This window comes from Streptomyces sp. NBC_01716 (assembly GCF_036248275.1).
Lineage (GTDB): Bacteria > Actinomycetota > Actinomycetes > Streptomycetales > Streptomycetaceae > Streptomyces.
The window spans coordinates 6,495,165-6,513,161 of record NZ_CP109181.1 but is presented as its reverse complement, the minus strand read 5'-3'; the positions used below and the strand labels follow the sequence as shown (position 1 = coordinate 6,513,161).

The following is a 17,997-nucleotide window of genomic DNA, read 5'->3' as shown; positions in this document are numbered from 1 at the left end:
TCCAAGCGGCGATCACCAAGAGAACGCCGACAACAACCACCCAGAGCGCCGGCATCTTGACCTTGCTGGATACGTTCGTCGGCCGCACGTAGTGCGCCGCCCGGTAGTACCCCTTTCGCGGTTGTGCCACTGTCCTACCCCCGATTCGGTGCCTGGGTCCGTCAGCAGGAGTGTTACAGAGGAGTCTCACCGGCAACCGGCGGATGAGGAATAGCGGCTGGATCTGGTCGGCGCGCGGCGCTCGACTGCTCCTTGCGACGGTTGTGGACGACGTGATCAGCCGAGAAGGCCCACCTGGCGATCGGCAAGCCGTATCGACAGGCGGCTTGACCAAGACGGTTTGACTGATTCCCGAATCGAGACGGGAGGGGTGTGCCTTATTCAGCGTGGTTCTGAGACCGGGTGGGACACCATGGGCCAAGGCCGGGAAGTGTGCAGTAGCTGTGACGGCAGAATCCACCTATGAGCACTCCGTTTTCCGGACCGGGCCCGGTCCGGCAGAGTTCCGCCCCCCAGCCGGACCCGGGGCCTGCGAGCCCGGCCGGGCTGCCCTTCAACCGGCGTATCCGCATCCTCGTGGAGGTCCTAGACCACCCTGAGGAACTCGACCTGCTCCAGCAGGTCTGCGACGTGATGGGCTGGCCCATACGCGAGGCTTCGGCCGGGGAGACCACGGTAACGACGGACGCGAGCTGGACGCTGCGCGTGCTCGAGATCCGCATCCGCGCGGTTCGCGAGACAGCGGTCGAACAGGCGGTCGCCACCCTCGACACGCTGGCCCAGAATGCCGAGCTCTCCCTGCACTGTCGCGACGCCTACCTTGTTGAGCGTGTCCAGCGACCACAGATCGAATGGCACCTGCGGGGCAAGCGGAGACCGCTGAGTCGACGGATCAGCCACGCGCTCCACCTGGCCATCAGGACCGGCGGGCACGATCCGCATACGGGCACTGTCCGGCTGGTCCGCGTCCCGACCGGGCTCGACGAGCCCCGACCGCGTCGCCTGGCGCGTACACGACGAGCCGCTCGGGCCGAATTCTCGCACCACCCGCTGGCACTGCGGCGGCTGGACCCAGAGGTCCACGAGATCGGCAGCCCCTCGGTGTCTCGAGGCTGGCACGTCCTGGCAGCCTTGGCGCTCGTCTTCACCGCGACGGCGATCTGCTTGCTCGGTGCCGGGCTCTGGCCCGCGGTCGGCTTGGACAACCCACGAGTTGGCGGCCCGCTCGTGGCCCTGGCCGGGAGCTATCTGCTGGGCGGAACCCTTCTGGCGGTGCGGCGCACCCCCACGCATCGCGCGCTTCCGTGGCTGGTCCCGCTGGCCGTGCCCCTCGCGGTTCCCCTGGTGCCATGGCTCGGGGCACTCGTCCAGCGAGCGTATTTGTCGCCGTTCGGTGTGCGCCCCACTCTCGGAAGCGACGGGCTGGGCAACATTCAGGCGGGACTCTGGGTGCTATGCGTATTCGTCGCGACGGCGCTGCTGCCGGTTGCCTACCTGGGGTGGATGCGATTCCTCGCCCCCTCCCTGCGAGTTCAAGGGCCATGGCTGTCCTGGGCCCCTGCGGTGACCCTAGGTCTAGGCATGAGCATGGCGTTCAGCCTGCTCATCCTCCACACGGCGGCGAACAGTGGCGCGGAGAACCGCGCGCTCGCCACAGCCGGCCACGACATCCCGGACTACTTCGGCGTCAGCGCCGAGTACGCGTGCGTGGAGCCAACCTCCCGCGAAGTGCCGTTCTACGGAGCCCCGCCTCCCCACAGCATTCCGGTGGTGATCTTTGGGCAATCCGGTGACCGGCTCGAGTTCTGGGACCCCGCCGCCAACCAAAACACAAGCATCCGTCTGGAGGACGCCCGCATCAAGATCGTCCCCGACAGTGACTCACCATGCGCCAATGCCGCCCAGTAGCGAGCTCTGAGACCTCCCGGAGGCTGGGGCTCGCCTGCTCGGCGCGACTGGCCGGCCGACGTCACGCAGGCCGTAACCCGACTACAGGTGCCCTGGACGATCGGCAGGCCCAGGCAGAGCCCTTCCCTTCCTCGCAATGTGCACCGATTGTGCATCGGCCAGCTCCTCACAAGAGGGTCTGTGCAGGTCAGAAGACTTATCGAGCTGTACTTCGACATCCAAAAGCCGGAGTCGACCGTGAGGGCCGCCACCCCGTAGCCGGGGCAGCGGCCCTCGTTGGTTCGCCCTGAGCGCGGCTCGGAAGAGCCGTGGTTATCGGGCCGCCGTTCGCGTGGGCCGCTTCGTGTTGAGTGGCTCGGCCGCGTAAGTGATGCGTACGACTCCGTCCGGGTGGCGGGCCGCGCTGGCGGACACGCCGAAGACGTCGGCCAGGATTTCGGAGGTCAGGACGTCGAGGACCTCCCCCGCCGCCACCACGGATCCTTCGTCGAGCACGATGATCCGGTCGCAGAGCCGGGCCGCGAGGTCGAGGTCGTGCAGGGCCGCGAGCGTCGTGGTGCCCGTGGAGCGGATCAGGTCGAGGAGTTCGAAGCGGGCCCGGATGTCCAGGTGGTTGGTGAGTTCGTCGAGAACCAGGACGTCGGGATGCTGGGCCAGGGCGCGGGCGAGGAGGACGCGTTGGCGTTCGCCGCCGGACAGGGAGGCGAAGTCGCGGTCGGCGAGGACGTCCGCGCCGCATTTCCGGAGGGAGTCGTCCACAGCCCGGCGGTCGTCGGCGCTGTCCCGGCCGAGGAGGCCGTGATGGGGGGTGCGGCCGAGGGTGACGATCTCGGTGACGCTCAGTCCCGACACGCTGCCGCCGTCCTGCAGTACGGCGGCGGTCCGGCGTGCGGCGTCCCGGGAGGAGAGCGTCCAGACGTCGTCGCCGCCGACGCGGACGACACCGGTCCTGGGGCGCAGGGAGCGGTAGACGGCGCGCAGGAGCGTGGACTTGCCGCTGCCGTTCGGGCCGACGAGGCCGACGACCGCGCCCGGGGGCACCTCCAGGCCCACATCACGCAGGATCGGCTGCCGGTCGAGGGTGATGTGGAGCTGTTCGACGGTGAGTCTCATACGGTGTCCAGTCCTTTGTTGCGGCGCAGCAGCCACAGGAAGAACGGAGCGCCCAGCAGGGCGGTGAGGATGCCGAGCGGCAGTTCGTTGGGGCGGTTGAGCGTGCGGGACAGCAGGTCGACGAGAACCAGGTATATGGCGCCGACCACCGCGGTCAGGGGAAGCAGTCTGCGGTGGTCGGCTCCGGTGGCGAGCCGTACGAGGTGAGGGATCATCAGGCCGACGAAGCCGATCCCTCCCGCGACGGCGATCACCGTGCCCGTGACCAGGGCGGACATCACCAGCAGGATGCCCCGCAGCCGGTGGACGTCGACGCCGAGCGCTGTCGCTGACTCGTCCCCGGCCAGCAGGGCGTTGAGCCGGCGGCCGAACAGCGAAAGAGCGAGGGCGCTGAGGAGGACGACCGTGGCGACCACGGGCAGTTGATCCCATCTGGCTCCCGAGACGCTTCCGAGCATCCAGAACATGACGGTGCGCAACTCGGTCGGAGTCGCCCGCAGTTGGAGGAAACTCGTGGCCGCGAGAAAGAGGTATCCGACGGCGACTCCCGACAGCACCAGCCGGGTTGGTGCCATGCGTCCTCTCTTCTGCCCCAGGACGAAGACCAGAGCCCCGGCAGCCAGAGCGCCGGCGAAGGCCGCGGAGGAGACGCCGAGCCCGCCCAGTGTCGCGCCGCCGGCCGCCGTGATGGCGATGACGGCGCCGAGTGACGCTCCGTAGGAGAAGCCCAGGACGGTGGGGTCGGCGAGCGGATTGGCCACCACCGCCTGGAGGATCACGCCGGCGATCGCGAGTCCGGTGCCGACCAGCGCGGCCAGTACGACACGGGGCGTGCGGAAGTTCCACACGATCTGGTCCGTGGCGGGATCGCCCGTCGCACCGCCGCCCGTCAGGTGACGGAGGATGATGCGCCACACCTCTCCGACCGGGATGGTGACCGCCCCGATGCTGACGCCCACCACCATCACCAGGACGAGCAGGGCCAGGAGCACCGTCAGGAGCAGCGGCAGGGGAAGCCGGTTCAGAACGCGTCGGGGTGAAGCGTCCTTGCCAGCTTGTCCACCGCCACGTCGTTGCTCGGCCCGAGGTAGATCGAGTCCGACAGGACGGTGTACGTCTTGTTCTTGGCGGCCGGCCACTGGGGGAACTCCTTGAGCAGTTTCTCGGCGTACGCCTCGGGGTCGGGGTCGTTGTAGCTGACGACGACGAGCGCGTCGACGGAGGTGGCGGCCACCTTCTCCTTGCTCAGGTCGGCGAAGGTGTTCCTGGAGGAGTTCGCGAAGGCGTTGGAGCCGCCGGCCTTGGTGAGGATGTCGTTGATGATGCCGTTGGCGACGATCGAGCTGAAGTCGTTCCCGCCCATGACCATGTTCGAGAAGAGCACCATGACGTTCGGCTTCTCCTCGCCATCGACCTTGGCGGAGATCGTGCCGATGTGTTTCTCGGACTCGGCGATCAGCTTCTCCGCCCGGTCGCTCACGCCGAAGATCTTGCCGAGGTCGCGCAGCAGTGTGTGACTGTCGGCGACGCTCATCCTGGAGGGGTCGTCGGCGCAACCCTGGGGCGAGATATAGCTGTTCGCGCTCACCGAGCTGAGGTCATCGCGCGTGGCGAACCCGTTCTTCGCGTCGAACCCGTACGAGGTGATGGACAGGACCAGATCGGGACGCAGCCCGAGCATCGCCTCGCGGGGGATGTCGTAGGCCTCGTTCGGCTTGACGTCGCCCGTGGGCAGGGCCTTGATGGCCTCGGCCCGCCCCTTGACCTCGGACCTCCCGTACGACTGCTGGTTGGCGACGATCCGGTCGCCGAGGCCAAGGGCGAGGAGCGAGGAGACCTCGGCGACGGACGCGCCGTTCATGACGACAACACGCTCGGGCGCCTTCGTGAAGGTCTGCTTCTCGCCGCAGTTCTCGACAGTCACCGGATAGCCCGACCCGGACCCCGGCCCCGCCCCCGACCCCGACTTGGGCGACTTGTCGCCCGCCGTCTCCGTCGAGGAGTCGGCACATCCGGCCGCGAGCAGACAGAGCGCGGTGACCGCGATGGCGACCGGCCGTTTCCTGGACATACTGGCTCCTTGGTGCTGCCTGGTCAGATTTTCTGTCCGAGTAGTCGGGGCGGAAGCCGCCCCAGTTCCCTCAGTCGCCCCGCTCGTCGCCGGAGGCCGGCGGACCACCGCCCCCTCGCGGCGCGGGCAGGGCTCCCGTGCTCACGCAGCGGGCGAGATAGCGGAACATGAGGTCCTGGCTGATCGGCGGGCAGATGATGCCGGTGCCCCTCAGTTTCCTGTTCGCGTTGTCCGAGCGGATCCCGCCCATCGCGAGTTCCGGTTCCTGGTCGTCCGTGGTCCCCCAGGAGTCGAAGAAGGCGAGAGTCGTCGCCGCCACGTCGGCCGTGCGGGGAAGTTGAGCGCGCCATCGGTCCAGCGGCATCCGCTTGACGTCGTAGCCGAACTCCCCGACCCACGCGTACACGTCGGAGAGCCGCACCTGAGCCGGAGCCGGGGCGTGATGGTAGACCTCGCCGCCCGGTGGCGGCGTGCCCAGGGAGATCGCGACGACGGCCTTCGCGACATAGTCCGCCGGGGTCCAGATCTCGCTCTCGAACAGGTCGGGCAGCATCCCGGCGGGAATGCCCGCTCTCAGCACGCTCCAGAGGAAGTCCCGTTCGTTCACCACGCCGGTTGCCGGTGCTCCGGTGACCCGGCCGAGGCGGTGGACGGAGACGGGCAGCCCTCGTTCCGCGGCCTGTTCCGCCAGGCGTTCGGCGACCCATTTCGACTGCTGGTATCCGTAGGCGAGTCCGTTGTGCGGCGCAAAGAACTCTTCGGGCACTTCGCACGCCGAACTCCGCGGCGGCGCGGTCGACAGCGTCGATATGAGGTGGAAGGGCGTCCCTCTCTCGGCGGCTATACGCAGCAGTTGCCGGGTGGACTCGACGTTGACCCCGCGCAGACTGGTGTATTCGCGCATGATGCTGACTGTCGCTGCGTTGTGGAAGATCGCGTCGCAACCGTCGGCGAGGCCCGCGAACGCGGCGCTTCCCAGGCCGAGTCGAGGGCGGGCGAGATCGGCGGGGATCGCGGTGATCCGCGCCCGGTCCCCGGGCGGGGCGATCCGCAGCTCGCGCAGGGCCTTGAGGATGCGGGCCGATCCCCGGCGAGGGCTCGGTGCGCGTACGGGACAGATGATCTCGGCGTCGGTACGTGCGAGCAGTTCGGCCAGGAGGTGCGCGCCGACGAAGCCGGTGGCACCGGTGAGCAGTATCCGCCGTGGCGAGGACGGCACGCCGGGGGTGGTTGCCCGCGGCCGGATGTCCTGATCGAGTACGGCGTCGTCGCGCGCGGTCTCGGACAGCGGCGAGGCGGAGGGCGGCAAGGCCGACAGCGACGAGGCGGCGAACGGCCCTGCGGTGGGGACCTGTTGGCGCCGGGTCAGGAAGGCCGCCAGTTCCGCCGCGGTCGGGTACTCGAAGAGCCACGCGACGCGTACCTCCCTGGCCAGCTCGATGCCGAGCCGGTTGGCTACCTGGATCGCCTGAAGTGACTGCCCACCGAGGTCGAAGAAGTCGTCATGGGGCGAGACGGCATCCGTCCCGAGCGTCGTTCCCCACGCCGTCTGGATGGCTCGTTCGAGGAGACTGCCGGACTGCGACGGTACGGTCGCCCGCCTCTCGCGCGCCTCTGCGCCCAGCGCGTTCCTGTCGATCTTTCCGGAGCTGGTGCGGGGCAGCCGCGCGACGAACTCGATGAGGGCGGGGATCACCGCCGCCGGAAGGGTCGCTCTCAGCCGCCCTCTGATCCTCGCCGCACAGCGGTCGTGGCCCTCCGCCCGGCCGCCGGGTTCCGTGACGACGTACGCGGCGAGGCGGCGGGTCCCGTCCGGCAGGACGTCTCCGACGACCGCCGCCTCCCTCACGCTCGGGTCGCCGAGCAGCGCCGTCTCGATCTCGGCGGGGTGCACGCGGTGTCCGCTGATCTTGAACTCGTTGTCGGCCCTGCCGGTGAACCGCAGTTGTCCGTCGTCGCCGAGCCGGACGAGGTCGCCGGTGCGGTAGGCGCGCGGTGCGCCGGTCAGTTGACCGAGTGGGGCGAATCGTTCCCCGTCCGGGGTCCGCCGGCCGTGATAGCCGAGTGCGAGAGCGTCACCGAGCAGGTAGAGCTCGTCGCCGACGACGGCGGCGCGGGTACCGGGCAGTGGAACACCGATCGGGACGTCACCGGGAGGGAGTGCGGGGAGTGCCTCGTCGTGCAGTTCGGCCACGGTGGCGACAACCGTGGCTTCCGTCGGGCCATAGGTGTTGAGCAGTCGGACCGACGGTCGGACCGTCCGGCGCCAGCGGTCGACGCGTTCGGGCAGTGCCGCCTCACCGCCGATCACCACCGTGTGTATCGCGTCGGGAAGCACCGTGGAGCCGGTCGAGAGGGCATGGGCGAGTTCGTGCCAGTAGGCCGTGGGCAGGTCCAGGAAGCTGATCCGGAGCGTCGCGCAGGCGTCCATGAGTCGGGGGACGGACTCGGTCATGTCGTCCGTGCGGACCACCAGCGTGGCTCCGGCGCAGAGCGTGAGGAAGATTTCCTCCACACTGGTGTCGAAGTGCGGTGGCGCGAACTGAAGAACGCGGTCCTCGGGCCGCAATCCGTAGCGGTCCGAGGCTCCGGCGACGAAGTGCGCCAGGGCTCCGTGGCTGATGTCGACACCCTTCGGCCGGCCGGTGGAACCGGACGTGTACATCACGTACGCGAGAGCGTCCGGCCCCGGGCTGCCCGCGAAGGGACCGGGTCCTGCCGGTTCGTCCGCGACGGGCGGTCGGGTGTCCTCGTCCCGGTCGAGGAGCAGAAGCTCGCCATGGGGGACGGCCATGGCGTGTGCGCCGGTGGTCACGGTGACCGACGGCTCGGTATCAGCCAGCATCGCCTCGGTGCGGGACGCCGGCGCCCGCGGGTCCAGCGGGCAGTAGGCGGCGCCGCAGAGGAGAACGCCCAGAACGGTGGTGACCAGGTCGATCCCGCGTGGGAGCGCGACGGCGACGACGGTGCCGGGACCGGCACCCCGCGCGGTGAGACGTCGCGCGAGTCTCCGTGCGGAGCCGAAGAGTTCGGCGTACGTGAGGAGTGAGCCGTCATGTTCGACCGCGGGGGCGCCTCCGCGCCGCGCCGCGTGGTCCGCGATGCGTTTCAGAACCGGGCGCGCGGGGCCGGACAGGGGACCGCCGTCCAGCACCGTGACCGTACGCGAGCGGGCCGGCGCCCCCAGGGCACTGTCGGGTTCCGCCACCGCCATGCGCAGCAGTGAGAGAAAACCCTGCTGATGCCGTGTCAGTTCTGTTTCGGCGTACAGCTCGGGGTTCGCGTCCACGGCGATCCGCAGTCCCGCGCCCTCGGCCCGGTCGTACACATTGATCGCCATGTCGTCGACCGGTCCCGCCGACAGGTTGTGGACGGTGCTGCGGTGTCCGGCGAACCGCAGGTCGTACTCGAAGGGCATGATGTTGACGCCAAGCCCCGACAACCGCCGTCCGCCGCCGACGAGTTGGAGGTCGCGTCGCATCTGCTCGTAGCGGTAGCGCTGGTGGGGCAGACCGGATCTCAGCTCGCCGGAGACGCGGGTCGCCAGGTCTCGCAGACTGTCTCCTTCACGCACGGTGACGCGCAACGGCAGGATGTTGCGCACCATGCAGGGGACACGCAGGGAGACGGAGCCGAGTCGGCCCATGACAGGCAGGCTCAGTACGATCTCGTCCTCGTTCGTCGCCCGCCGGAGGTACGCGGCGGTGACCGACAGGACGATGTCGGACCAGGTGACCGACAGCCGCTGGGCCACCGCCCGCAGGGCGGCCGACTGTTCGGTTCCGAGATCGGTGACGCGCCGCAGGAAGGTCCGGGCGGGAAGGGCGGGGCGTTCGGCGAGAGCGGCCACGGAAGGCCGGTCCGCGAAACGCCCTGCCCAGTAGGCCCGGTCCTGGGCGAACCGTTCGGACTCGCGGTAGGCGCGCTCCTCCGACCGGACGGACGCGAGGGTGCCGAAGCCGCTGTCACCGATCCGTTCGCCACCGACCAGCGCGGTGTAGACGGCCGCGACGCGGCGGGCCACCAGAGCGAGTCCGAACCCGTCCAGCGCGATGTGGTGCACCCGGTGGTACCAGAGGAAATGATCCGGCCCGATACGGAACAGGGCATGCCCGAAGACGAGGTCGCGACGCAGGTCGACCGGCCGGGCCAGGTCCCGCCGCATCCACGCCAGGGCCGCCTCCGACGGGCTGCTCCGGTCCGTCAGATCAGAGATGTGCGGTCGCCAGCCCGCGACGGACCGGGTGATCTGGCGCGGCTGTCCGTCCACCGTGTCGAATCGGACGTTGAGGGCCTGGGTCTCGGAGACGACCCGGCGCAGTGCCTCGCCGAAGACCGCGGTGTCGACCGGTCCATGGATCTCGACGTACTCGGCGGTGTTGTAGGCCGGGCTGTCGAGGTCGAGGTGGTGGCCGGTCCAGATGCCTTCCTGCGCCGCCAGCAGGCGGGCCTCGTCCACGCGCGTGTCAGGCGTCCGCACGGGGAGCTCCCGCCAGCCGTTCGGAGAGCAGTTGCCACCACTGGGCGAAGGAGGTGCGCTCGGCGAGTTCCACGAAACCGATGTCGGCGCCTGCGGCCCGCCATCGTTCCGCGAGCGTGACGATACGCAGCGAGTCCAGGCCGGCCTGGAGGGGGTTCTCGTCGAGGTCCACCTCCTCCGGGCTGAGGTGCAGGAACTCGGCCAGATCGGTCCGGAACGAGGCGGGAGTCAATGGTTCGGGCACAGGAATCTCCTCGCGAGGGTGCGTGACACATACGGGGTGCCGGGTCGGCAACAGGGCCTCGGGCGCGGTCAGTTGACCTTGCGCTCGGAGCCGCCCCAGAAGCGGTCCCGGAGTTCGCGGCGCAGGATCTTGCCGCTGGGGTTGCGCGGTACCTGATCGATGAACTCGTACCGGGCGGGCAGCTTGAAGCTCGCGAGCCGGTCCATGAGGAAGCGATGAAGCTCCCCGAACGAGGGTTGCTGTCCGGGGGCGGCGACGATGAAGGCGTGGACGCTTTCGCCCCAGCGTTCGTCGGGAGCGCCGACGACGACGGCCTCGGCCACCCCGGGGTGGTGTTCGAGGGCGTTCTCGATCTCCGCGGGGTAGACGTTCTCGCCCGCGACGATGACCGCGTCCTTGATGCGGTCACGGATGAAGACATAGCCGTCGGTGTCGATGTAGCCGGCGTCACCCGTGTGGATCCAGCCGTCGATCAGGGTCTCGCCGGTCTGCTCCGGCCGTCCCCAGTACTCCACCATCCGCGCCGGGGTGGCCAGACAGATCTCGCCCACCGTGCCGGCGGGCAGTTCACGCCCCCGCTCGTCGACGACCTTGCCTCGGACACCGGGGTACGGGCGGCCCGCGGCCCGCATGCGGGGGTGCCCGGGTATGTGGTCGGCGGGCGGCAGACACACGGCGGTGTTCCCGGTCTCCGTGAGGCCGTAGATCTGCGCGAACTGGCAGCCGAACATGGCCAGGCTCTGCTCCAGAAGGGCCTCGGAGATGGGCGAACCGCCGTACACGATCTTTCGCAGAGTCGAGAAGTCGCCCGGGGTGACGCCCGGTTCGGCCAGCAGCAGCCGGAGCATGGCGGGGACGACACAGGCGGTGGTCACACCCAGGTCCCGGATGAGGGCCGCGGCGTCTCGGGCGGCGAAGGCGCGCATCGCCACGACGGTCGTCCCGGCGTTGAAGTTCTGTGCGGCCCACCACAGGCCGCCGACGTGGAAGCCGGGAATGCCGACCAGCGCGATGTCACCGGGCCGCCAGTCGATCCAGTCCAGCCCGGCGTCCGCCATCGCGTCGCGGATCGCGGAGAAGCTGCGGTGGGCGAGCACGACCCCCTTCGGCAGCCCCGTGGTCCCGCTCGTGTAGAGCTGGGCGACCGGCGTGTCAGGACCGATCGGCGGGGCCGGTGTCCGCTCCGCACCGGGCCGCCCCGTCTTCCAGATCTCGAAGGGGTCTCCCGCGCCACCGTTCCCGAGGCGGACGACCGTCTTGGGCGGCGGGGTCCCGAGGCGTTCGGTGACCGGGGTGAACTCCTCTTCCAGGAAGAGCAGTTCACTGGCAGAGTCCTGGAGGATGTGGCTGATCTCGGGAGCGGCGAGGCGCCAGTTGACGGGGACCAGGACGGTGCCGCTCTTGGCGCAGCCGAAGAGGATCTCGTAGTAGCGCTCGGATTCCTTGCCCAGGTAAGCCACCCTGGCGCCGGGCCGGAGCCCGGCGCCGTGAAGGGCGCGCGCGACGCGGTCGCTTTCGAGGTCCAGTTGTCCGTAGGTGACGCCGCGTCCTTCGCAGAGGATCGCGAGGGCGTCGGGCCGGTGCTCGGCGTGGAAACGCGCCGTATCCACGAGTGTCATGACGTGAATCCGCTCCTCTGTTCCTGGTATGTGACGGTGCGTCGCCGAATGCGGCGAAACTAAGGGCTGTCCCGTAATCCCTGGCGGGCGCGCGACGACAGCCCTTAGGGAAGATTGACGAACGCGAGGACGGCCTCGCCGTCGCATCGGCCCCCGTCGCCGTCCCGGTACCGAAAGGCGGTCTCCGCCACCAGCAGGGGGCTGCCGCCTGCCGGCCGCCTTGGCGACACCGCGGTGAACTCCATCTCACCGGAGAAGGAACGCGGGTTGACGGGCCTGCGGAAGTTGCTGGAGAAGCGGGCGATGAGAATGTCCGGCAGTTGGCGCGTCCAGTAGTCCTCCAGCGTCCAGGAGGAGAGTGGTTCAAGGAGCCTTTCCTGGACGGACTTCGCTACGAGGTAATACATCATCTGGTTGTAACAGATGTTGACTTCAACGGAGTTCAGGTGCCCGGTGTCCTTGATGTAGCAGGATTCCGGTATCGCGAATTCGCAGTGCGCCGCCACGCGTCCTGACTCCGTGGTGACTTCGGCGGACCGGACGTACGCGCAGTTCTCCTTGTAGGGCAGCAGGACTCGCGCGAGCAGGGCGTGGTCCGTCTCGTACGACCGCGCCGGCCGTGCGGTCCGAAGGACGGACGGAACGCTCGTCATGCCGCGGCCGTCGTCTCGTACAGCTTCCGCTCGTCGTGCACCGTGACCCGGTAGGACACCGTCGGCTCGGGGGTGACGGTGTGGCGGGCCCGGTGAACGAGACTGCGGTTGTCCCAGATGAGCAGGTCACCCTGTTCGAAGCTCTGGAGGTGAATGTTCTCGTGGCCGAAGGTGTCGTCGAGCTGGCCGGTGGCTTCGAAGAGCTGGTGCAGCAGATCCCCCTCGGCCGGTTTTCCGTCCTCGTCCTCGATCCCGACGGTGAACCCCTCACTGAGGTACAGGACGGTTTCGCCGGTCATGGGGTGGGTGAACGTGGTCGGGCGGACGACAGGAGGTGTCTTCCGTTCGACCTCGTCGATGATTTCCGAGATGGGGCGGTACACGTCGTGCGGACGGATCTTGAAGTACTTGCGCACGGTGTGCCGGCAATACGTGCTCCTCACCGCGGACTTGAGGTGCCCGGGAAGTCTCTCGTACGCCTTTCCCATGTCGATGAAGTACGTGCCCCGGTTCTTCTCCGGTATCACCTGCGGGTAGATCAGTGTGATACCGAAAGGATCCGGCATGAACTGATAGTCGGCGTGCCAGAATTTCCCGGTCTTCGGCACCCCGATCTGTTTGCCGTCTTCGGGGACGTTGGAGGACACGAATATCTCCTCGATCTCCGGGTGCCGGTACATCGGTTCGTAGTACGTCTCCGGACGGCCGAGCCGTCTGCCGAGTTCCAGGAACCGTGGCGGGGAGAGTTCCTGTCCCTTGAGGACCACCATCTTGTGGCGGTAGACCGCTTCTTTGAGGGTGTCGATGTCCGCGGACCCGGCGGTGTCGTGGTCGAACCCCTCGACCGTGACCCCGAAAGCGGCGTCCGAGTGTGCCGAGATCTTCATCGTCGTTGCCCTTCGTGGTTGATATCGGCGGTGCGGTGTCTTACTGGTCCCTCTTCGTGTCGATCAGCTTCGCGGTGGCGTCGAGGGTGAGGTCCGGGCGGAGTTCGCTGTCCTCCACCGTCACTCCGAGGTCACGTTCGACCCGCATGCTGATCTCGACCAGCGTCAGGGAGTCGACATCCAGTTCGGCGAAGGTCGCGCCGGGATGGATCCGGTCGTGCGGGGCGTCGTGCAGTTTCGCGATGATCGCGACCAGCTGGTCGTAGGTGGTACTCATGGAGTGGGTTCTTCTCCTCCTTCGTACGGGTGTGGTGTGGGCGCGAGTTCGGGCCAGTCGACCAGGCAGGATCCCCAGGTGAGGCCTCCGCCGAAGGCGCTGAGGAGGACACGCTCACCCGGCTGGACGATGCGGCGGGCGGCCGCGTCGGCGAGCGCCAGGGGAATGGAGGCGGCTCCGGTGTTCCCGACGGACTCGATGTTGCTCCGCAGCCGTTCCGGCGGGAGCCCGAGTTCATCGGACACCGAGCGGAGGATGCGCAGGTTCGCCTGATGAGGCACGAAGTGGTCGATCTCGTCGGCCTTGAGGCCGGCGTGCCGGAGGGTGTTGCGCGCCGAGGCGGTCAGGTGTGTGACGGCCTCGCGGTAGACCTCCTTGCCGCGCATGGAGAAGTGAAGGTCCTGACGCGACGTGTCGGTCGCGGTGAAGGGCTGCCGTGAGCCCCCGGCCGCGACCATGATCAGCTCCTCCTGTGTGCCATCGCTCCCCAGGTCGAAGTGGCCGACCGCGCCGGGCTCGCCGGGATCTCCCGCACGCAGGACGACGGCACCGGCACCGTCCCCGAAGATCACCGCGTTGGCCCGGTCCTGGGGGTCCACGATCGTCGAATAGGTGTCGGCCCCGATGAGCAGGACACGTTCCGCGACTCCGGCCGCGATGAGCCCCGCGGCGGTGGCCAGTCCGTACACGAACCCGGTGCAGACAGCGCCGACGTCGAACGCCGCCGCCTCGACGAGTCCCAGTCGGCCGGCGACGACGGGAGCCGTCGCCGGGCAGGAGCGGTCCGGCGTGGTCGTGGCGACGATGACCGTGTCCGCGCTCCCCGTGCCGGCGGAGACCAGGGCACGGCGCCCCGCCTCCACCGCGAGATCGGAGGTCGCCTCGCCGGGCTTCGCGACATGTCGCCGGGCGATGCCGGTGCGGGAGCGAATCCACGCGTCGGTGGTGGCGAACCTCGCGGCGAGGTCGTCGTTCGTGACCACGGCGGAGGGGAGCCAGCCGGCGAGTCCGGTCAGAACGGGGGCGACGGCCGGAGTACCGGTACGGCGTCCGTACACAGTGGTCCTCCTCGGTGTGCTGAAGGGGTGAGTGATGGGCGAACAGTGGGCGGGCGGGGCCGGCGCTCACCTGGCCTGCCCGGTCGGTGAGGTGTGCGTCCGCCGCCGGGCGAGGATCATCAGCGCCCCGCAGCAGAGCCCTGCCGCGATCAGGTGCACGGCGGTACGGATTCCGTCGAGCAGCCCGGCACCCGCTGAACCCGTGACGGAGTTGGCCGACGCGACCAGGACCGCCAGACCCAGCGCGCCGCCGGCCTGAAGCGTCGTGGAGGCCAGGCCGGAGGCGATTCCCTGGTCGTCCGGGGCGACGCCGGCGGCAGCGGCGATCCACATGGCGGTCCATCCGATGCCCTGTCCCAGGCTCAGCAGGAGAAGCCCCGGCAGCAGAGGTGGATACGAACCCGAGTCGGCCAGGGCCGGCCCCAGGGCGAGGGCACCCGCCGCGCCCGCCAGCATTCCGCCCAGCAGAGTGCGGTGCGGTCCGAAGCGCGACACCGCCTTGGCGCCCAGCCGCGCACCGAGGGCCACGACCACGGCGGGCACCAGGAAGGCGAGACCTGTGGCGAAGGCGGTGTATCGGTGCAGCGTCTGGAAGTACAGCGTGAGGAAGTACGGCATCGAGCTGAAGGTCGCGCCGTAGAGCGCGGTCAGGGCCATCGCCCCCAAGAGCCCGCGACGGGCGAACAGACGGGGCGGGACGAGCGGGGCACGGGACCGTGACTCCACCACCACGAAGATCGCGGTCAGGGCCAGAGCGGTCAGCACCAGAAGGGCGGTCTCGCGCGTCCTCCAGCCCGTCTCGGGAGCCCGTACCAGGACGAATACGAGAAGGGTGATTCCGGCCGTGGCGGTCAGGGCTCCCAGGACGTCGAACCCGTCCCGCGCCGGGCGCCGGACGTCCGCGGGGAAGAGCAGATACCCCGCCAGGGCGATCGCACCGGCCAGTGGAACGTTGACGAAGAACACCGCCTGCCAGCCGAACATCTGCACAAGCGCCCCGCCGAGCAGCGAACCGAAGCAGAGCCCTCCCGCGCCGGCCGCCCCCCACACCGCGAGCGCGCGGTTACGGGCCGGCCCTTCGGCATAGACCGTGTTGATCAGTGAGAGCGTCGCGGGAAAGAGCAGGGCCCCGCCCAGACCCTGGACGGCGCGCACCGCCACGAGGGTTCCGGCGGACTCGGACAGACCACCCACCAGGGACGAGACCGCGTAGAGGAGTGCGGCCAGGACGAACATCCGACGGCGGCCCAACAGGTCGGTGGCGCGACCGCCCAGCAGAAGCAGGCCGCCGGTGGCCACCACGTACGCGCTGACGACCCACTGGAGATCCTGCGCGGAGAAGCCCAGTGCGCTCCGGATACCGGGAAGCGCCACGTACACGATGCTGAAGTCGAGTGCGATGACCAACTGCGCGGCGGCGAGCGCCAGAAGAGGTGCCCCCAGGCGGGGGCCGGTCACGGCGACGGGCGACTTCGTTACGGACATCCTGCGACGGCCCTCTCGGTACTCGGTGGAATCGCGGACCAGGCGGATACCCCTGGCCGGGGCCCTGGTGGCTCATCGGATGGTGGTTCACACTCCCCCGCCGGACAAGCGCTCAAGGAGCGAATCAGGACCGTCTCAAAATGGTCTTGAATCCTGCTCGCCATCATGTATTTGGAGAGGAAGGCGCCGGGAGTTCCAACGGTCGTGAAGAACGCCGTCGAAGAACGTGTCAGCAAGGCTCGGGAGAGAGTTTATTTTCAGCCATGGAGCGCCTCTTGATGCGCTGTCAAACTGGCCTGTTCCGGCTTGAGAATTCTGGTCTCACGGCCAAGTGGCGGCCGACCGGAAGGAATTCGGGGAGCTTCGCTCCAACTCGCCCATCGTAGCCTATCCAGAGGAAGTCGCCCAGAAAACACATCCAGTTCCCGGACAGCGTGAAAGTGTGCGGCTGCGGATCGGGAGCGAGGAATCAATATACCCCTGCTCCGTATACGGCGATGGCCCGCTCCGGACGTGAGCAGCCGGAACGGGCCATGCGGAGGTGACGGGTGTCGGGGGTCGGGTATCGGGTGTTCAGTCGTCGCCCATCAGCCGCCGGATCTCGGTGAACAGAACGACGAGCGCCTCGCGTTCAGGAAGCGTGGTGTCCGGATGCCAGAGATCGACGAGCAGGCAGGTGCGCGGACGGGTCCCCGAGTTGTACGCCTCGTGCTCGAAGGAGTAGTCGAATAGCAGGCACTTGCCCTCCTGCCAGGAACGATGCTCACCGGCGACCGTGATGCCGCAGCCGTCCGGGATGTCGACGGCGAGATGGAGATTGATGCTGAAATTCCACAGGTCGCAGTGCGGATCAATGGCCGCTCCGGGCAACAGGGTCGAAAAATGACATTCGAGGAGCGGGCAGATCTTCTCGGGTTCGACCGCCATCTCATCGATGACCCGGAAAGCGGTGGGCGCGAGGGAGGCCGATTCATCGACCAGCCTTCCCCGCCGGAACAGATACAGTGCCTGCCAGTCCTTCTGCCGGGTCAGATAGTGCTCGTAGTCCGAGAAGGCGCCCTGTCGGGTTGCCCACGCCTCGCTCAGCTCGTCCTTGATCGATGGGTGGCTGGACTCCAGGGCCTCGACGACGGGCGCCAGTTCGGCGTATTCGTAGGGGTCGTGCCAGGGCCTCTGCGAAAGGCCGGGCATAACCCATTTGGCGCCGCGTTGCAGCGGATGGCGTGGCTGGTTCCCGGTCTCCATCATCCGCTCCACGCGCGCGATGGAGGCCGGCCCGGACCTTCTCCTGATTTCCGCGAACGCGTTCTCCATCTCGGGTGTCACGCGGAACTCCTCACGTTCGAGAGCGACTTTCGGCCAGCGGCAGTGCCATGCGGAAAGGCGACCGCACTCGCCCTCGTTGCTGTCCGGCGCATCAGGCCGCCGCGCCTGTCAGATTCGCCGTGGACGGCCGGTGGGCCGGGTCCGCCCCTCCGGCCGCCGCGCGCTCCGCGTCGATGAGCATGCCGATCAGGTGGCCACGGGCGCGGGACACCCGGGAGCGGACCGTGCCCACCGGGCAGCCGATGGCCCGCGCGGCTTCCTCGTAGGGCAGGCCGAGCAGTTGGGTGAGGACGAAGGCGTCGTACCGCTCCGCCGGGATGGACGCCAGCAACTCCGTCAGCGCGATTCCTTCCTCGAAGCCGGGGATGCCCTGAGGTCTGGTCTTCTCGGCCGCGACGCACCAGTCGACGGTGTCGGAGACGACCGGCCGCACGGCGGCGTGACGGAGGCTGTCGATGAAGGACCGCCGGGCGATCGACAGCAGCCAGGTGCGGGCCGATGAACGGCCTTCGAACCGGGGCAGGCTGCCCAGCGCTCTCAGGAAGGTCTCCTGGGTCAGGTCGTCGGCGGATTGCGGGTCGCCGCTCAGGTACGCCAGGTATCGCCAGATGTCGCGGTGCAGGGCGCCGACGAACCGTTCCACGGCGTCGGCGTCACCTTCACCCGCGGCGAGGGCCCAGTCCGTGATGGTCGCCTCGTTCGTACCCGGGAGGCCGGGGGTTCGTACGTCGCTGTCTCTCAGGTCGGTTCGGGGCAGGGCATGCGTCATCGCCTGATGTCCTTCTTCGGAATCCGGGTCGGTCCGGACACCGCTCGCAGGCGGCTCCGGCCCACTGGTACGGCCCCGTTCAGGCAGGGCCGGGCACCGTGGCCGCG

The 17,997-nt window shown here is 68.8% G+C and carries 14 protein-coding genes; 1 reads left to right on the top strand and 13 read right to left on the bottom strand.

Going from position 1 to position 17,997, the window contains the following annotated elements:
- Positions 1-462: 462 nt before the first annotated feature.
- Positions 463-1,908 carry a hypothetical protein gene (locus OIE74_RS28680; protein WP_329388654.1) on the top strand — a complete coding sequence of 482 codons (1,446 nt, stop codon included), beginning with the start codon at positions 463-465 and terminating at the stop codon, positions 1,906-1,908.
- 312 nt (positions 1,909-2,220) lie between these two features.
- Here the strand turns inward: OIE74_RS28680 and OIE74_RS28675 are convergent, their stop codons facing one another.
- From OIE74_RS28675 to OIE74_RS28615, 13 genes are all read right to left on the bottom strand, one after another.
- On the bottom strand, positions 2,221-3,021 hold the full coding sequence (locus OIE74_RS28675) for an ABC transporter ATP-binding protein (protein WP_329388652.1): 801 nt from the start codon (positions 3,019-3,021) through the stop codon (positions 2,221-2,223).
- Positions 3,018-3,986 (bottom strand): FecCD family ABC transporter permease, encoded by a 969-nt coding sequence (locus OIE74_RS28670; protein ID WP_329392475.1) that lies wholly within the window; start codon positions 3,984-3,986, stop codon positions 3,018-3,020. Before OIE74_RS28670 ends, OIE74_RS28675 begins: the two co-directional genes overlap by 4 nt.
- Positions 3,987-4,042: 56 nt before the next feature.
- The gene (locus tag OIE74_RS28665; protein ID WP_329388650.1) at positions 4,043-5,092 is read right to left on the bottom strand and encodes an ABC transporter substrate-binding protein; all 1,050 of its coding nucleotides are present in this window, start codon (positions 5,090-5,092) and stop codon (positions 4,043-4,045) included.
- Between the two features lie 70 nt (positions 5,093-5,162).
- The gene (locus tag OIE74_RS28660) at positions 5,163-9,572 is read right to left on the bottom strand and encodes an amino acid adenylation domain-containing protein (protein WP_329388648.1); all 4,410 of its coding nucleotides are present in this window, start codon (positions 9,570-9,572) and stop codon (positions 5,163-5,165) included.
- Positions 9,559-9,816: a phosphopantetheine-binding protein gene (locus tag OIE74_RS28655; protein WP_329388646.1), complete on the bottom strand. Its 258-nt coding sequence runs from the start codon at positions 9,814-9,816 to the stop codon at positions 9,559-9,561. The genes OIE74_RS28660 and OIE74_RS28655 overlap by 14 nt, the downstream gene beginning before the upstream one ends.
- A gap of 68 nt (positions 9,817-9,884) precedes the next feature.
- Complete coding sequence (locus OIE74_RS28650; RefSeq protein WP_329388644.1) at positions 9,885-11,435, bottom strand: long-chain-fatty-acid--CoA ligase; 1,551 nt, start codon at positions 11,433-11,435, stop codon at positions 9,885-9,887.
- 104 nt (positions 11,436-11,539) lie between these two features.
- Positions 11,540-12,088, bottom strand: a complete 549-nt coding sequence (gene scoD, locus OIE74_RS28645) for a (2E)-enoyl-ACP glycyltransferase (protein WP_329388642.1) — start codon at positions 12,086-12,088, stop codon at positions 11,540-11,542.
- Positions 12,085-12,975 (bottom strand): (3R)-3-[(carboxymethyl)amino]fatty acid oxygenase/decarboxylase, encoded by an 891-nt coding sequence (scoE, locus tag OIE74_RS28640; RefSeq protein WP_329388640.1) that lies wholly within the window; start codon positions 12,973-12,975, stop codon positions 12,085-12,087. Before scoE ends, scoD begins: the two co-directional genes overlap by 4 nt.
- Before the next feature lie 40 nt (positions 12,976-13,015).
- Entirely contained in the window at positions 13,016-13,252 is a 237-nt protein-coding gene (locus OIE74_RS28635; RefSeq protein WP_329388638.1) for an acyl carrier protein, read from the bottom strand.
- Positions 13,249-14,310, bottom strand: a complete 1,062-nt coding sequence (locus tag OIE74_RS28630) for a beta-ketoacyl-ACP synthase III (RefSeq protein ID WP_329388636.1) — start codon at positions 14,308-14,310, stop codon at positions 13,249-13,251. The genes OIE74_RS28635 and OIE74_RS28630 overlap by 4 nt, the downstream gene beginning before the upstream one ends.
- Positions 14,311-14,376: 66 nt before the next feature.
- Positions 14,377-15,795, bottom strand: a complete 1,419-nt coding sequence (locus tag OIE74_RS28625; protein WP_329388634.1) for an MFS transporter — start codon at positions 15,793-15,795, stop codon at positions 14,377-14,379.
- Between the two features lie 573 nt (positions 15,796-16,368).
- Positions 16,369-17,121 (bottom strand): aspartyl/asparaginyl beta-hydroxylase domain-containing protein, encoded by a 753-nt coding sequence (locus OIE74_RS28620; protein ID WP_329388632.1) that lies wholly within the window; start codon positions 17,119-17,121, stop codon positions 16,369-16,371.
- Positions 17,122-17,212: 91 nt separating this feature from the next.
- Positions 17,213-17,890: a sigma-70 family RNA polymerase sigma factor gene (locus OIE74_RS28615; protein ID WP_329388630.1), complete on the bottom strand. Its 678-nt coding sequence runs from the start codon at positions 17,888-17,890 to the stop codon at positions 17,213-17,215.
- Positions 17,891-17,997 lie beyond the last annotated feature (107 nt).

Bases quoted from the DNA above. Each gene is read 5' to 3' on its own strand.
- OIE74_RS28650 (WP_329388644.1), bottom strand. From the start codon at position 11,435: ATGACACTCGTGGATACGGCGCGTTTCCACGCCGAGCACCGGCCCGAC.
- OIE74_RS28675 (WP_329388652.1), bottom strand. From the start codon at position 3,021: ATGAGACTCACCGTCGAACAGCTCCACATCACCCTCGACCGGCAGCCG.
- OIE74_RS28665 (WP_329388650.1), bottom strand. From the start codon at position 5,092: ATGTCCAGGAAACGGCCGGTCGCCATCGCGGTCACCGCGCTCTGTCTG.
- OIE74_RS28670 (WP_329392475.1), bottom strand. From the start codon at position 3,986: ATGGTGGTGGGCGTCAGCATCGGGGCGGTCACCATCCCGGTCGGAGAG.
- OIE74_RS28625 (WP_329388634.1), bottom strand. From the start codon at position 15,795: ATGTCCGTAACGAAGTCGCCCGTCGCCGTGACCGGCCCCCGCCTGGGG.
- OIE74_RS28635 (WP_329388638.1), bottom strand. From the start codon at position 13,252: ATGAGTACCACCTACGACCAGCTGGTCGCGATCATCGCGAAACTGCAC.
- OIE74_RS28680 (WP_329388654.1), top strand. From the start codon at position 463: ATGAGCACTCCGTTTTCCGGACCGGGCCCGGTCCGGCAGAGTTCCGCC.
- scoD (WP_329388642.1), bottom strand. From the start codon at position 12,088: ATGACGAGCGTTCCGTCCGTCCTTCGGACCGCACGGCCGGCGCGGTCG.
- OIE74_RS28615 (WP_329388630.1), bottom strand. From the start codon at position 17,890: ATGACGCATGCCCTGCCCCGAACCGACCTGAGAGACAGCGACGTACGA.
- scoE (WP_329388640.1), bottom strand. From the start codon at position 12,975: ATGAAGATCTCGGCACACTCGGACGCCGCTTTCGGGGTCACGGTCGAG.